Source organism: Dongia sp. (genome assembly GCF_041905885.1).
Lineage (GTDB): Bacteria > Pseudomonadota > Alphaproteobacteria > Dongiales > Dongiaceae > Dongia.
Genome location: NZ_JAYRKD010000016.1, coordinates 78,042 through 92,804, shown reverse-complemented (window position 1 = coordinate 92,804; position 14,763 = coordinate 78,042). Strand labels below are relative to the sequence as shown.

Here is a 14,763-nt window from a genome sequence, read left to right as displayed (position 1 = left end):
CTCCCCCCATTCGGGGGAGCGGACTAGAGCGAGTCCTTTCTTCTCCCTCCCCCGAATCGGGGGAGGGCCGAGGTGGGGGTGCGTAATGCATCTTCTCGCCGCGAAGCCCGGTGAAATCAGCGACGGAACAAATGCGATCGACCTCGGCCAGACGCCGGGCGAGATCGTCATCCTGTCCGCCGCGGATACCGAGCTCGCCTGTCTCGCCGCGGCCCATGCCGCGCTGCCGGAGCCGAAGCCGAGTCTCCGGCTCGCCAATCTGCTCATGCTCCAGCACCACCTCTCGGTCGACGCCTATGTCGAGGACATCATCGCGCAGGCGAAGCTCGTCGTTGTGCGGCTGATCGGCGGGCGGCGCTACTGGCCCTATGGGCTGGAGGAGATCTCCGCGACCTGCCGCGCCAACAATATTCCGCTGGCGGTACTGCCGGGCGACGACCAGCCGGATCCCGAGCTTGCCGATTTCACCACGCTGCCGCCCGAAAACGCGCATCGGCTCTGGCGCTATTGCACCGAGGGCGGAATCGAGAACGCGCAGCAGGCCTTGCTGCATGCCGCGAGCCTGATCGGCGGCGATGCCGAATGGCTGGAGCCGCGGCCGCTGCTGAAGGCCGGGCTCTATTGGCGGGGTGAAACCGTCACCAATCTCGCCGATCTCAGGTGGCATTGGCGCACCGGCCGGCCGGCTGCGGCGATCGTCTTCTACCGCGCGCTGATGCAGGCCGGCACCTTGAAGCCGATCGACGCGCTGATCGCGGAACTGGACCGGCGTGACATCAACGTCCTGCCGGTCTTCGTCAACAGCCTGAAGGACGCCGTCGCGGCGGATCTCCTCGCCGCGCTGTTCGCGGAAGCCAAGCCCGACCTGGTGCTGAACGCGACCGGCTTCGCGGTCTCGCAGCCGGGCGGGGATTTTGCGACGCCTTTCGACGTCGCCGACTGCCCGGTGCTGCAGGTCGTGCTCTCCAGCGGCAGCGCCGCGGATTGGGAGCAGAACACCCGCGGTCTCTCGCCGCGCGACCTCGCCATGCAGGCGGCCTTGCCGGAGCTCGACGGCCGCATCCTGACGCGCGCGATCTCGTTCAAGGCGGCGGCGCGCTACGACGCCGCGACCCAGTGCAACATCGTGGCGCCGGAGCCGGTTCCGGATCGCATCGCTTTCGTCGTCGATCTCGCCGAACGCTGGATCCGCTTGCGCAAGAAAGCGGCGGGCGAGCGCACCATCGCCGTGGTGCTGGCCAATTACCCGAACCGCGACGGCCGGATCGGCAACGGCGTCGGCCTCGACACGCCGGCCGGCACCGTCAACCTGCTGCGCGCGATGCGCAGCGCCGGCTATGCGATTGCCGATATCCCGGCCGACGGCGACGCCCTGATCAACCGCCTGCTCGACCGGCAGGCGGCATCGGCCCGGCTCTCGGTCGCCGACTACCGGGAATTCTTCGCGACCCTGCCCGCGGTGATCCGCCATGCGGTGATCGCGCGCTGGGGCCAACCGGAGAGCGATCCGCATTGCGTCGATGGCCATTTCGCGCTGCCGCTACAGGGCTTCGGCGCGACCTTGATCGGGATCCAGCCGGCCCGCGGCTATGGGATCGATCCGGTCTCCAGCTATCACGATCCCGATCTCGTGCCGCCGCATGCCTATTTCGCCTTCTACGCCTATTTGCGGGACGTGGCGGAGGTCGATGCCATCGTCAACATGGGCAAGCACGGCAATCTGGAATGGCTGCCGGGCAAATCGCTGGCGCTTTCCGCCGCCTGCTATCCGGAAGCGGTGATGGGTCCGGTGCCGCTGATCTATCCCTTCATCGTGAATGATCCCGGCGAGGGCACCCAAGCCAAGCGCCGCAGCAGCGCCGTCATCATCGACCACCTGACGCCGCCGCTGACCCGCGCGGAGAGCTACGGCCCGCTGAGCGAACTCGAGACCCTGGTCGACGAATATTACGAAGCGAGCCAGGTCGATCCTCGGCGCTGCGCGGTGCTGAAGGGCACGATCGTCGATCTCGCGCAGGCGAGCGGCCTCGCCGCGGATTGCGGCATCGCCCGCGAGGACGATACCGAGGCGGCGCTGATCAAGCTCGACAACCATCTCTGCGAATTGAAAGAGCTGCAGATCCGCGACGGGCTGCACATCTTCGGTGAGTCGCCGAAGGATACGCAGCTCGCCGACCTGCTGGTGGCGCTCACCCGGCTGCCGCGCAGGACCGGCGTCAACGGCGACGCCTCGCTGCTGCGGGCACTGGCCGCCGATCTCGGCCTCGACTTCGACCCGCTCGATGCGAAGCTGGGCGATCGCTGGACCGGCCCGCGCCCCGCCATCGTGGCCGCGGCGTCGGACACGCCCTGGCGCACGATCGGCGATGCGGTCGAGCGGCTAGAGCTGCTGGCCTCGAAACTCACCGCCGGAACTCTGCGTCCGGAAGCGAACTGGACCCGCAGTCGCGCCGTGCTCGACTTCATCAACGCCGAGCTTCGCCCTTCTGTCGCGGCTTGCGGCGATGCCGAACTCTCGGCGGTGCTGACCGGGCTCGACGGCCGCTTCGTGAAGCCGGGGCCTTCCGGCGCGCCGACCCGCGGCCGGCTCGACATGCTGCCCACCGGGCGCAACTTCTTCTCGGTCGATACCCGCGCAGTGCCGACGCCGACCGCCTGGGCCTTGGGCTGGAAGTCGGCGGCCTTGCTGCTCGACCGCCATCGCCAGGAACATGGTGCCTGGCCGAAGTCGCTGGTGCTTTCGGCCTGGGGCACGGCGAACATGCGGACCGGCGGCGACGACATTGCACAAGCACTCGCGCTGATGGGCGTGCAGCCGCGCTGGGATGCGGGCGCTTCGGGCCGAGTTTCCGGCTTCGAGATCATGCCGCTTTCCGTGCTCGACCGGCCGCGGGTCGATGTGACCTTGCGGGTCTCGGGCTTCTTCCGCGATGCCTTCCCGGCGCAGATCGATCTCTTCGACAGCGCGGCGCGCGCGGTCGCGGCTTTGGACGAGCCGGACTCGCAGAACCCCCTCGCGGCCCGCAACCGCGCCGAACGCGCCGCACTCGTCGCCAAGGGCGCCAGCGAAGCCGAGGCGGAACAGCGCGCCGGCTATCGCATCTTCGGCTCCAAGCCAGGCGCTTACGGCGCCGGCCTGCAGGCGCTGATCGACGAGAAGGGCTGGAACGACGGCGGCGATCTCGCCCGCGCCTACCTCGCCTGGGGCGGCTATGCCTATGGCGCCGGAGTCTCCGGCGCCGCCGAAGGTCGCATGTTCGAGACCCGGCTCGCCCAGGTCGACGCGGTCCTGCACAACCAGGACAACCGCGAGCACGATCTCCTCGACAGCGACGACTATTACCAGTTCGAGGGCGGGCTGGCGGCGACGGTGCAGCACCTGACCGGCCGCAAGGCGGTGGTCTGGCACAACGATCATTCGCGCCCCGAGACGCCGCAGATCCGCAGCCTGGACCAGGAGATCGCCCGCGTGGTGCGCGCCCGCGTGGTCAACCCGAAATGGATCGCCGGCGTGATGCGCCATGGCTACAAGGGCGCCTTCGAGATGGCGGCGACGGTCGATTACCTGTTCGCCTTCGCCGCCACCGCCGACTGCGTCGCCGACCATCATTTCGACGCCGTGTTCGAGGCCTATCTGCTGGACGATGCGGTGCGGGATTTCATCGCCGCGCACAATCCGGCGGCGTTGAAGGAAATCGCCGATCGCCTGCAAGAGGCGCAGACGCGCGGCCTGTGGAAGTCGCGGCACAATTCCGCGCATCAGCGCCTGGCCGCCTGGTCAAGAGGAGAAGCCGCATGAGTATCGAGGAAGGCGACGACGCCAACCGCCGCGCCAACGAGAAATCCGCCCGCCGCCAGGAAGCCCGGCAGAAGATGATGGCCGAGAAGACCCGCGAGAAGGGCCTGATCATCGTCCATACCGGCAAGGGCAAGGGCAAGTCGACCGCGGCCTTCGGCATGGTGATGCGCTGCATCGGCCATGGCATGAAGGTCGGCGTGGTGCAGTTCATCAAGGGCAAGTGGGAGACCGGCGAGCGCACCGTGCTCGAGCGCTTCCCGGATCTCTGCGAGATCAAGGCGCTGGGCGAGGGCTTCACCTGGAACACCCAGGACCGCGCCCGCGACATCGCCCATGCCACCGAGGCCTGGGCCGAAGTGAAGCGCATGATGGCCGATCCGAGCTTTGCCTTCGTGCTGGCCGACGAGATCAACATCGCACTGCGCTACGATTATCTGCCGATCGCCGATGTGGTGGCCGCGCTCAAGGCGAAGCGCCCGGATCTCCACGTCTGCCTCACCGGCCGCAACGCCAAGGATGAGATCGTGGAGCTGGCCGACCTGGTGACCGAGATGGAGATGGTGAAGCATCCCTTCCGTGACGGTGTGAAGGCGCAGAAGGGCCTCGAGTTCTGATATGACTCAGCCGGCCGCCGTCATGTTCCAGGGCACCGGGTCGGATGTCGGCAAGTCGCTGATCGTCGCCGGCCTATGCCGTGCCTATGCGCGCAAGGGGCTGAAGGTGCGCCCCTTCAAGCCGCAGAACATGTCGAACAACGCGGCGGTGACAGCGGACGGCGGCGAGATCGGCCGCGCTCAGGCCTTGCAGGCGCGCGCTTGCGGCATTCCGCCCAGCAAGCATATGAACCCGGTCTTGCTGAAGCCGCAGAGCGAAACCGGCGCCCAGGTGATAGTGCAGGGCCAGATCTTCACCAACGCCAAGGCTGCCGACTATCAAAAGCTCAAACCCCAGCTCCTCGCCAAGGTGCTGGAGAGCTATCGCATCTTGCGCGCCGACGCGGACCTGGTGCTGGTGGAAGGGGCGGGATCGCCGGCTGAAGTCAACCTGCGCCAGGGCGACATCGCCAATATGGGCTTCGCGCTCAGCGCCGGCGTGCCGGTGGTGCTGGTCGGCGACATCGACCGCGGCGGCGTCATCGCCAGCCTGGTCGGCACCAAGGCGCTGCTGGCGCCGGCGGAAGCGGCGCGGGTCAAGGGATTCCTGATCAACAAGTTCCGCGGCGATCTCACGCTCTTCACCGACGGCATGAAGGCGATCGCCGAGAAGACCGGCTTCGCCCCCTTGGGCGTCGTGCCCTGGTTCGACGGCGCGCGCGATCTCCCGGCCGAGGACAGCGTCGCACTCGACGGCGCGCATGCGGGCTACGGCGCGCGGGAAGGTGCGGCGATCAAAGTCGTGGTGCCGCAGCTGCCGCGGATCTCGAATTTCGACGATCTCGATCCCCTGCGCGCGGAGCCCGGCGTCACGGTCGAGTTCGTGACCACGGAACGGGCGCTGCCGGGCGACGCCGATCTGGTGATCCTGCCGGGCTCCAAGGCGACCATCGTCGATCTCATCGCGCTCCGCCAGGCCGGCTGGGACATCGATCTGAAAGCGCATGTCCGGCGCGGCGGCCGGGTGCTGGGCTTGTGCGGCGGCTATCAGATGCTGGGGATGCGGGTCGCCGACCCGAAGAATATCGAAGGCCCGATCGGCGAGCTGCCCGGCCTCGGCCTCCTCAACGTGAAGACTACGCTGACGCCGAAGAAGAAGCTGGTCGAGATCACCGGCAAGGATATCGCGACCGGTACGGCAGTGCGCGGCTATGAGATGCATGTCGGCGAGACCACCGGCAGCGATTGCGACCGCCCGATGCTCGACCTCGGCGGCCGTCCGGACGGCGCGATCTCGCCCGACGGCCGGGTGATGGGCTGCTACCTGCACGGCATCTTCGCCGATGATGCATTCCGCCGCGCCTACCTGAAGACGCTGAAGCCGGACTTCGCCTCCGATCTCAACTTCGAGGCACGCGTCGATGCCACGCTCGACGCGCTGGCCGACCACCTGGAACAGCATGTCGCGATCGATCGGATTCTGGATATCGCTAATGGCCGATGACGGCCACCGCCGTCACGCCGATGCCCAGCAGCAGGCAGGCGCGGAGATAGAGCCGCAAGGCGTGCCAGATATCGGGCGCGTCGAGAGTCTTGCGGCCGGTCTTGTGGGTCCAGGGCTCGTCGGTCGGGACGCCGTGATAGGCGCGCGGCCCGTTGAGCGCGAAACCCAGCGCGCCGGCCAGCGCCGCTTCCGGCCAGCCGGCATTGGGCGAGCGGTGCCGCCGCGCGTCGCGCAGCGTGACGGCGAGGGCCTTGGGTGCATCGGCGCTGGGCAGCAGCAGCGCGCCGAGCAGTATCAGAAAAGCGGAGAGCCGTGCCGCCGGCCAGTTCACCAGGTCGTCCAGCCGCGCCGCCGCCCAGCCGAAATCCCGGTGCCGCGGCGAGCGGTGGCCGATCATGCTGTCGGCGGTGTTGATCGCCTTGTAGGCGACCAGCCCGGGCAGGCCGAGCAGCAACGCCCAGAAGGCCGGCGCCACCACCGCGTCCGAAAAGTTCTCGGCGAGCGATTCTATGGCGGCTCGGCTGACTCCCGCGCGGTCGAGACGGTTGGGATCGCGGCCGACGATCTTGGCGACGGCGAGGCGCCCGCCTTCGAGGCCCGAGACCTCGATCGCCCGCGCCACATCGGCGACATGGCCGTAAAGGCTGCGCTGCGCGATCAGCGCGCTCATCACCATGCCGAGCCAGAGCCAGCCCAGCGGCAGTGCGAGCAGCAGCGCCTGGATAACGCCGCCGACGGCCAAGGCGGCGGCGACCAGCAGGACCACCAGCGCGATGCCGGCGTTGCGGCGCCGGCGCGGCGCATCGGCTTCGCGGTTGAAGACCCGGTCGGCCCAGCCGATGGCGTTGCCAATGACCACGACCGGATGCGGCAGCTTGCGGTAAAGCGCCACCGGGTCGCCGTAGCAGGCGTCGATCACGAGCGCGATCAGCAGGGACAAGGGCTCGGACCATGCGAGCCAGGATTCAAGCATCGGCACCACTCCGGGAATCGGCGGCGATCCTGCCCGACTTTGCGCCGGCGTCAAGTGAAGGCGGGCTGATCCCATGTTCGCCGGCTGGTCCCGCGACTTCCGCGCGCTGCTGGCGGCCTTCGCGGTCTCCAGCCTAGGCACCAAGGTCGCGCGCGAGGCGGTGCCGCTGACCGCAGTGCTGGTGTTGCAGGCCGGCCCCGGCGCGCTCAGCCTGCTGGGCGTGGCGGCGACCCTGCCGGTGCTGCTGCTCGGCCTCTTCGCCGGGGTCTGGGTCGATCGCTGGCGGCGGCGGCCGCTGATGATCGCCGCCGACCTGCTGCGTTTCGCCGCGGTGGTCTCGGTGCCGATCGCGGCCTGGGGCGGGGTGCTCACCCTGGCGCAGCTGCTGGTGGTGGTGATCGCGGTGGCCGCCCTGTCGCTGCTGTTCACTGCCGCCGATGCCGCCTATCTGCCGTCGCTGGTCGCGCCGGACCGCCTGACCAAGGCGAATGCCGCGCGGGAGACCATCGATGCCACCGCCGAGATCGTCGGCCCACCGACCGGCGGATTGCTGGTGCAGCTGCTGACCGCCCCCGCGGCCCTGCTGATGGATGCGCTCTCCTATCTGGTCTCAGCGCTCTTTCTCTTCCGCATGAAGCATGTGGAGCCGGTCGCGCCGCCGCCGACCGCGCGCCGCCGCGTGCTGCAGGAGATCGCCGAAGGCCTCGGCGCGCTGTGGCGGGATCCGATCCTGCGGCCCTTGCTGCTGGCGCGTGCGATCCGCACCTTCTTCGGCGGCATGATCGGGCCGTTCTACGTGCTCTATGTCGTGCGGCAGCTCGGCGTCTCGCCGGCGATGATGGGCATCCTGATCGCCTGCGGCGGCGTCGCGGCGCTGATCGGCGCGGCCCTGGTGCCCTGGCTGAACGCGCGGGTGCCGGCGGGGCCGGGGCTGATCGGCGCCTTCGCCATCAAGACCCTCGGGCTGGCGATGCTGCCGCTGGCCGGGCTCATGCCGGCGCTGCTGCTGCCGCTGCTGGTCCTGCAGCAGCTCCTGCAGGATTCGGTCACCAGCTGGTTCGCGGTCAATGAGCGCACCCTCCGCCAGAAGCGCGTGCCGAAATCACAGCTCGGCCGCGTCGCCGCCACCATCGCCGTCGTCAACGACGGCCCGGTGCCGTTGGGCGCGCTGATCGCCGGGCTGCTGGTGCAGGTCGTGAGCCTCGATACGGTGCTCTGGATCGGGGTTGCCGGCTATGCCCTGTCGCCGCTGGTGGCGCTGCTCTCGCCGGTGCGGGGCCTGCGGAGCATTTGAGCCCCAGGGTCCGGAGCCATGACGCTATTGCTGAGGTCGGTGTCCAAAACGGACTAGCCGGAGCTGCCCCGATCGGCTCTAAGATCGCCCCATGGAACGGATTTTGGCGCAACTTCCGGATCTTGAACCGGGCTGGGTCTGGCTGACCGGGGCCGGCCCCGGCGCGACCGGACTGCTGACCCTGCTGGCGGTCAAGGGGCTCTCCCAGGCCGATGTCGTGGTCTATGACGCCCTGGTCGACCAGTCGATCCTCGATCTCGCCAAGCCGGGCGCCAAGCTCGAATATGCCGGCAAGCGCGGCGGCAAGCCCTCGGCCAAGCAGCCCGACATTTCGCTCCGCCTGGTGCAGCTCGCCCGCGAGGGCAAGCGCGTGCTGCGCCTCAAGGGCGGCGATCCCTTCGTCTTCGGCCGCGGCGGCGAGGAAGCGATGTCGCTGGTCGAAGCCGGCATCCCCTTCCGCATCGTGCCCGGCATCAGCGCCGGCATCGGCGGGCTGGCTTATGCCGGCATCCCGGTCACCCACCGCGACGTCAATTGCGCCGTGGCCTTTGTCACCGGCCATGACGCGACCGGCGCCGTACCGGATTCGGTCGACTGGGCCTCGCTCGCCAAGGGCGCGCCGGTGATCGTGATCTACATGGCGCTGAAGCATATCGCGCTGATCGCCGACCGGCTGCTCAGCGGCGGTCGCGCGCCGCACGAGCCGGTCGCCGTCATCGCGAATGCGACCACCGAACAGCAGCGCGTGCTCGAAACCACGCTCGGCACCTGCGCCCGGGACGTCGCCGAGAGCGGCATCGAGCCGCCGGCCATGGTCGTGGTCGGGCAGGTGGTGCGGCTGCGCGCGGCTCTGGACTGGCTGGGCGCCATCGGCGGCCGCGCGCTTCAGTCCGATCCGCTCGGCACCCGGCATCACGACCAGACCGGCTCCTAGCATCATGCAAGCACGCGGCCTGATCATCGCGGCGCCCGCCTCGGGCAGCGGCAAGACCACGATCACGCTCTCGCTGCTGACCTTGCTGAAGCAGAACGGCGTCGTCGTCTCCAGCGCCAAGATCGGGCCCGACTATATCGACCCCGCCTTCCACCAGGCGGCGACCGGACGGCCCTGCTTCAATCTCGATTCCTGGGCGATGCGGCCGGAGACGCTGCGCGGCCTGCTGGCGGCGGCGGCGGAGGATTCCGCGCTGACCATCATCGAAGGCGTCATGGGCCTGTTCGACGGCGCCGAGCCCGGTCCGGGCGGCGCCACGGGATCCACGGCGGATCTCGCGCGGCTGTTCGACCTGCCGATCGTACTGGTGATGAACGTGAAGGGGCAGGCGGCCACCGCCGGCGCCGTGCTCGCCGGCCTCGCGCATTATCGCCCCGGTGTCAGGATCGCCGGCGTCGTCTTCAACAATGTCGGCGGGCCGGTGCATCGCCGGATCCTCGCCCAGGCGGCCGAAGAGGTCGGCATTCCGGCGCTCGGTTTCCTGCCGCGCATCGCCGCCTTGGCGATGCCGGAGCGGCATCTCGGCTTGAAGCAGGCCGGCGAGATCGCCGATATCGGCGCCTTCCTCGCCGCCGCCGCTGCCGCCATCGCGCCGCATGTCGACCTCGATAGGCTGACCGCGCTCGCCGCGCCGATCGCGAGCGGATCGGCGCCGGCTGCACTCGGCATCCCGCCCTTGGGGCAGCGGATCGCGGTCGCGCAGGACATCGCCTTCGCCTTCGCCTATCCGGCGCAGCTCGGGACCTGGCGGCGGCAGGGTGCCGCGCTCAGCTTCTTCTCGCCGCTCGCGGACGAAGCACCGGACGCCGCTGCGGATGCGGTCTTCCTGCCCGGCGGCTATCCGGAGCTCCATGCCGGCCGGCTGGCGGCGAATGATCGCTATCAAGCCGGCCTGCGCGATGCGGCGGCGCGGGGCGCCGCGGTCTATGGCGAATGCGGCGGCTATATGGTGCTGGGCGAGAGCCTGACCGATGCGGCCGGCGTCGCGCATCCGATGGCGGGGCTGCTGCCGGTCGCGACCAGCTTCGCGAAACCGAAACTCCATCTCGGCTATCGCCATGCCCATTTGATGGAAGCGGGACCGCTGGGTGTCCGCGGCGCCGGATTTGCCGGCCATGAGTTCCACTACGCCACCGTCGAGCGGGAAGCCGGCGATGCGGCGCTGTTCCAGGCCAAGGACGCGCGCGGCCAGGAACTCGCCGCGATGGGAAGGCGGCGGGGCCGTGTCATGGGATCATTCCTTCATCTCATCAGCCCGGCCTGATGCATTTCCCGAAAGGCGCCGCTATGATGCGCGCCGGTTGCTCAAGCCTCCTTCCGTAGTCCCCCATGCTTGCCGAACCTGAAGAACCGACGACCACGGCTGCTCCCGCCGCCGCGTCGTCCACGCCCGCGCGCCGCTGGCCGAAGCCCGGCCCGGGCCTGATGGCGGCTTTGTTCCTTTCGGATTCGATCGCGCGGGCCTTGCTGGCGCCGGTGATCCCGCTGGAGGCGCTCCGGCATTTCGGCTCCGAGAGCAACGCCAGCCTGATGGTGGCGGCGGCCGGCATCATGGGCGTCTTCGCCACCTTCGCCATCCCGACTCTGGTGCAGCGCTGGCGGCCGCGGCGGGTCTATCTCGGCGCCATCGCCTTGCTGGTGATTGCACCCGCGGCCATGGCGGTGGATGGGCTGCTCGGTTTTTCCGCCGGCTGGTTCCTGCGCTCGATTGCGGCCGCGAGCCTGCTGACCTTGCTCAATCTCTACATCACCGCCTTCATCCCGAAGAAGCAGCTCTCCAGCTCCGAGCCCCTGCGCACCTTCGTGGCCGCCTTCGCCTGGGTGGCGGGGCCCTGGATCGGGGTGCGGCTCTACACCATCGACCCGCTGCTGGTGTTCGGCATCTCCGGCGGTTTCGCCTTGGCGCTGTTCGGCTTCTTCTTCTGGCTCCGGCTCGAGGCGCCGGTCGGGATCTCCAGCCGCAATCCGCTGAAGAATCTCCGCCGCTATTTTTCGCAGCCGCGGCTCGCCCTCGCCTGGTTCCTCAATTTCGGCCGGGAGATGTGGTGGGTGGTGATGTTCAATTACGGGCCCTGGTATCTCGCCGACCAGGGCTTCCCCGAAACCGCGGCCGGCGATCTGCAGTCGAGCTGCACCGCCTTGCTGTTCCTCACCCTCGGCCTCGGCTGGATCGCGCGGCGGACCGGGCTCCGGCACTTCATCTGCGCCTCCTTCCTGATCATCGCGCTCGGGATGGGGATCGCGGGCCTCGCGGGCGGCAACCCGACCCTCGCTCTGGCGGCGCTGCTGAGCTCGGCGCTTGGCGCCGTCGCCCTGGATTCGGTGGCGGCGGTGACCTTCCTGCGCGCGGTGCGCTCCTGGGAGCGGCCGCAGATGGCGACCGTCTTCAGCATCTACCGCGACGCCGCCAGCATCATTCCCCCGGCCGTCTTCTCGCTGCTGCTGCTCATATTCCCCCTGCCGTCGGTGTTCATCGCGACCGCCGTCTTCGCGCTCTTATGCAGCCTGCTGGCCCTGTTCCTGCCGCGCAGCATGTGACCGCGTGGGGTCAAATCGGTCACCGGACGTGCGCATCGGTCCGCACTGCGAGATACCGTTGCGCGCCGCGGCGTGGTCTCCGATTGTGGACCCCAACACAAAGAGGTGTGGTGATCGAGCGCACATCTGCCGGGCCTCACATGGACAAGAATCCGGGTCAGGCGTAATTTTATGTGTGTTCGGCGCGGCTATATGTTGTCAGCGCCTCGGGGTTGGAGGACTACCATGATCGGCAGGATTCACGCGGTTGTCGCGGCGTTTTGCCTGTTGGCCGCCACATCCTTTTCCGCACAAGCCGAGCCGCGCTTCGCGCTGGTCGTCGGCAATTCCAATTACGGACCGGAGATCGGCAAGCTGCCGAACCCGGTCAACGATGCCGGGGTGATGGCCCAGGCGCTGACGCAGACCGGCTTCCAGGTCACCAAGGTGACCGATGTGGACCAGCAGAAGCTGAAGCGCGCCATCATCGAGTTCGGCGACAAGCTGACCGCCGCCGGGGAGAATGCCACGGCGCTTTTTTTCTATGCCGGCCACGGCGTCCAGGTGAAAGGGATGAACTACCTGATCCCGGTCGGCGCGGATATCGGCAAGGAATCCGATGTCGGGCTCGAAGCGATCTCCGCCGACGAAGTCTTGCAGCAGATGGAATATGCCGGGGCGCGGGTGAACATCGTGATCCTCGACGCCTGTCGCAACAATCCCTTGGCGCGCGGCTTCCGCTCGGCCAGCCGCGGCCTGGCCCCGATGGACGCGACCCGCGGCACCTTTATCGCCTATTCGACCTCGCCCGGCGACGTGTCGGCGGACGGTGATGGCAAGAACAGCCCCTACAGCGCCGCCCTGGCGAAGACCATCGTCCAGCCGGGCATCGGCATCGAGGAAGCGTTCCGCGACGTCCGCGCCCAGGTCATGTCGGCGACCGACGAGAAGCAGGTGCCCTGGGATTCGTCTTCGCTGACCGCGCCCTTCTTCTTCCAGCCCTCGCAGTTCAACACCGCCTCGCAGGCGGCCCCGGCGCCGGCCGCGGCGCCGAAGGCCGCCGCGAACACGTCGGCGCCCGCCAATATCGAAATCGAGAAGGCGGTCTGGGACGGCATCAAGGACAGCAAGCAGGCCGGCGACTACCAGGCCTACCTCGACCAGTATCCGAACGGCATCTTCGCGCAGGTCGCGAGGAGCCGCGTGGCTTCGCTCGGCGGCGGCAGCGGCGCGCCGCGGGAGCAGCCGGCGGCGCCGGTGGTGGAACCGGCGGCGGCGGTGATCCCGGAGCCGGCGCCTGCGCCCGCCCCGGTCCCGCAGGAAGCCAGCACCACCGATGCGGCGGCGGCCATCCCCGTTTCCGCCGAGCCGGCGGAGGTCCTGGATTCGCGCGGCGTGAGCTGCAAGGTCAAGGACATGTCGCGATCGGAAGCGGATATCGCGAAGTGCAAGCAGACCACGCGCCGCGGCGCCAACGGGTCGGACGGCGGCGGCGGCTCGAAGTCCACCGGCAGCACGCGTTGGCAGTGAAGCCGCGCGCGGCCGGACGAGAGTAACGCCGAGGGCGTCCGCCGCGCGACGGTGAACGCCCGCGGCGATCAGGTGGAGGGAAACGTGATCAGCAAGGTCCTTTCGGTCGTCGCGGGTCTTTGCCTCTTCATGGCTGGCGCCACGACGGCACAGGCCGAGCCGCGCGTCGCGCTGGTGGTCGGCAACTCGAACTACGGTTCCGAGATCGGCAAGCTGCCCAACCCGGTCAACGACGCCAACCTGGTGGCCCAAGCGCTGCAGCAGACGGGCTTCACGGTCGTCAAGGTGACCGACGTCGATCAGAAGTCGCTGAAGCGCGCCATCATCGAGTTCGGCGACAAGCTGACCGCCGCCGGCCCCGAAACCACCGGCCTGTTCTTCTATGCCGGCCACGGCGTCCAGGTGAAAGGGATGAACTACCTGATCCCGGTCGGCGCGGATATCGGCAAGGAATCCGATGTCGGGCTCGAAGCGATCTCCGCCGACGAAGTCTTGCAGCAGATGGAATATGCCGGGGCGCGGGTGAACATCGTGATCCTCGACGCCTGTCGCAACAATCCCTTGGCGCGCGGCTTCCGCTCGGCCAGCCGCGGCCTGGCCCCGATGGACGCGACCCGCGGCACCTTTATCGCCTATTCGACCTCGCCCGGCGACGTGTCGGCGGACGGTGATGGCAAGAACAGCCCCTACAGCGCCGCCCTGGCGAAGACCATCGTCCAGCCGGGCATCGGCATCGAGGAAGCGTTCCGCGACGTCCGCGCCCAGGTCATGTCGGCGACCGACGAGAAGCAGGTGCCCTGGGATTCGTCTTCGCTGACCGCGCCCTTCTTCTTCTCGGGCGGCATCGCCAAGCCGGCGGCGGTCACCACCGCGCCGGCCGCTTCCAGCCTGGAAGTGGAGAAAGTGGTATGGGACGCGATCAAGGACAGCAAGCAGGCCGGCGACTACCAGGCCTATCTCGACCAGTATCCGAACGGCGCCTTTGCCTCGATCGCGAAGAGCCGGATGGCATCGCTCGGCGGCGCTCCCGCTCCCGCTCCCGCGGCGGCGACGGTCGCCCCGACCGCCGCCAAGTCGGGGGCCGAGAAAGCGATGTGGGATTCGATCAGCACCAGCAAGCAGGCCGGCGACTATCAGGCTTTCCTCGACCAGTACCCGCAGGGGACCTATGCGCCGCTGGCGCGCAGCCGCCTCGCGGAGCTCAACCGCGCCGTCCCGGCCGTGCCGGCGCAGCCACAGGCCGCCCCGGCCGCCACTGCGGCGCCGGAGTCCACGCCGGCTGCGGAATCGGCCAGCCCGCCGGCCGAAGAAAGCTCCGGGGGCATCTTCGGCGCGAGTCCTAAGGTCGAGTATGATTCCAAAGGCGTCGACTGCCGGATCATGGATCTCAATCGCTCCGAGAGCGAATGCCGGAACACCAAGAAGCCGAAGAAGCCCAACAAGCCCAGGGGCTAAGCCATGGGAAAGGTGTGATTCCCCGCTTCGCTGGCTGCACGCTCAGCGCGAAGATCCGACAGAAGCTCGCCGTGTCTCGGCGGGTTTTCTTTTATATTTTCCAA

10 protein-coding genes are annotated in these 14,763 nt (G+C 68.7%); 9 read left to right on the top strand and 1 reads right to left on the bottom strand.

Annotated features, from left to right (window positions below):
* The first annotated feature begins 85 nt into the window (after positions 1–85).
* The 3 genes from cobN to ACH2CY_RS16750 are packed head-to-tail and all read left to right on the top strand — an operon-like array spanning position 86 to position 5,896.
* Positions 86–3,799: a cobaltochelatase subunit CobN gene (gene cobN, locus ACH2CY_RS16760; RefSeq protein WP_395020457.1), complete on the top strand. Its 3,714-nt coding sequence runs from the start codon at positions 86–88 to the stop codon at positions 3,797–3,799.
* Complete coding sequence (gene cobO / locus ACH2CY_RS16755; protein ID WP_395020456.1) at positions 3,796–4,413, top strand: cob(I)yrinic acid a,c-diamide adenosyltransferase; 618 nt, start codon at positions 3,796–3,798, stop codon at positions 4,411–4,413. The genes cobN and cobO overlap by 4 nt, the downstream gene beginning before the upstream one ends.
* A 1-nt stretch (position 4,414) precedes the next feature.
* On the top strand, positions 4,415–5,896 hold the full coding sequence (locus tag ACH2CY_RS16750; protein ID WP_395020455.1) for a cobyric acid synthase: 1,482 nt from the start codon (positions 4,415–4,417) through the stop codon (positions 5,894–5,896).
* Here the strand turns inward: ACH2CY_RS16750 and cbiB are convergent.
* Positions 5,883–6,869 (bottom strand): adenosylcobinamide-phosphate synthase CbiB, encoded by a 987-nt coding sequence (cbiB, locus tag ACH2CY_RS16745; protein WP_395020454.1) that lies wholly within the window; start codon positions 6,867–6,869, stop codon positions 5,883–5,885. The genes ACH2CY_RS16750 and cbiB overlap by 14 nt on opposite strands.
* Before the next feature lie 73 nt (positions 6,870–6,942).
* On the opposite strand from cbiB, the gene ACH2CY_RS16740 reads away from it, so the two are divergent.
* The 6 genes from ACH2CY_RS16740 to ACH2CY_RS16715 all read left to right on the top strand — a co-directional run bounded on the left by ACH2CY_RS16740 (position 6,943) and on the right by ACH2CY_RS16715 (position 14,659).
* On the top strand, positions 6,943–8,163 hold the full coding sequence (locus ACH2CY_RS16740) for an MFS transporter (protein ID WP_395020453.1): 1,221 nt from the start codon (positions 6,943–6,945) through the stop codon (positions 8,161–8,163).
* A gap of 91 nt (positions 8,164–8,254) precedes the next feature.
* On the top strand, positions 8,255–9,097 hold the full coding sequence (gene cobA / locus ACH2CY_RS16735) for a uroporphyrinogen-III C-methyltransferase (protein WP_395020452.1): 843 nt from the start codon (positions 8,255–8,257) through the stop codon (positions 9,095–9,097).
* 4 nt (positions 9,098–9,101) lie between these two features.
* Positions 9,102–10,421, top strand: a complete 1,320-nt coding sequence (locus tag ACH2CY_RS16730) for a cobyrinate a,c-diamide synthase (protein WP_395020451.1) — start codon at positions 9,102–9,104, stop codon at positions 10,419–10,421.
* A 65-nt stretch (positions 10,422–10,486) separates the two neighbouring features.
* Positions 10,487–11,695, top strand: coding sequence for an MFS transporter (locus tag ACH2CY_RS16725; protein ID WP_395020450.1), 1,209 nt, complete (start codon positions 10,487–10,489; stop codon positions 11,693–11,695).
* 225 nt (positions 11,696–11,920) lie between these two features.
* Positions 11,921–13,204: a caspase domain-containing protein gene (locus ACH2CY_RS16720; protein ID WP_395020449.1), complete on the top strand. Its 1,284-nt coding sequence runs from the start codon at positions 11,921–11,923 to the stop codon at positions 13,202–13,204.
* Positions 13,205–13,288: 84 nt separating this feature from the next.
* Complete coding sequence (locus tag ACH2CY_RS16715) at positions 13,289–14,659, top strand: caspase domain-containing protein (protein ID WP_395020448.1); 1,371 nt, start codon at positions 13,289–13,291, stop codon at positions 14,657–14,659.
* Positions 14,660–14,763: the final 104 nt, after the last annotated feature.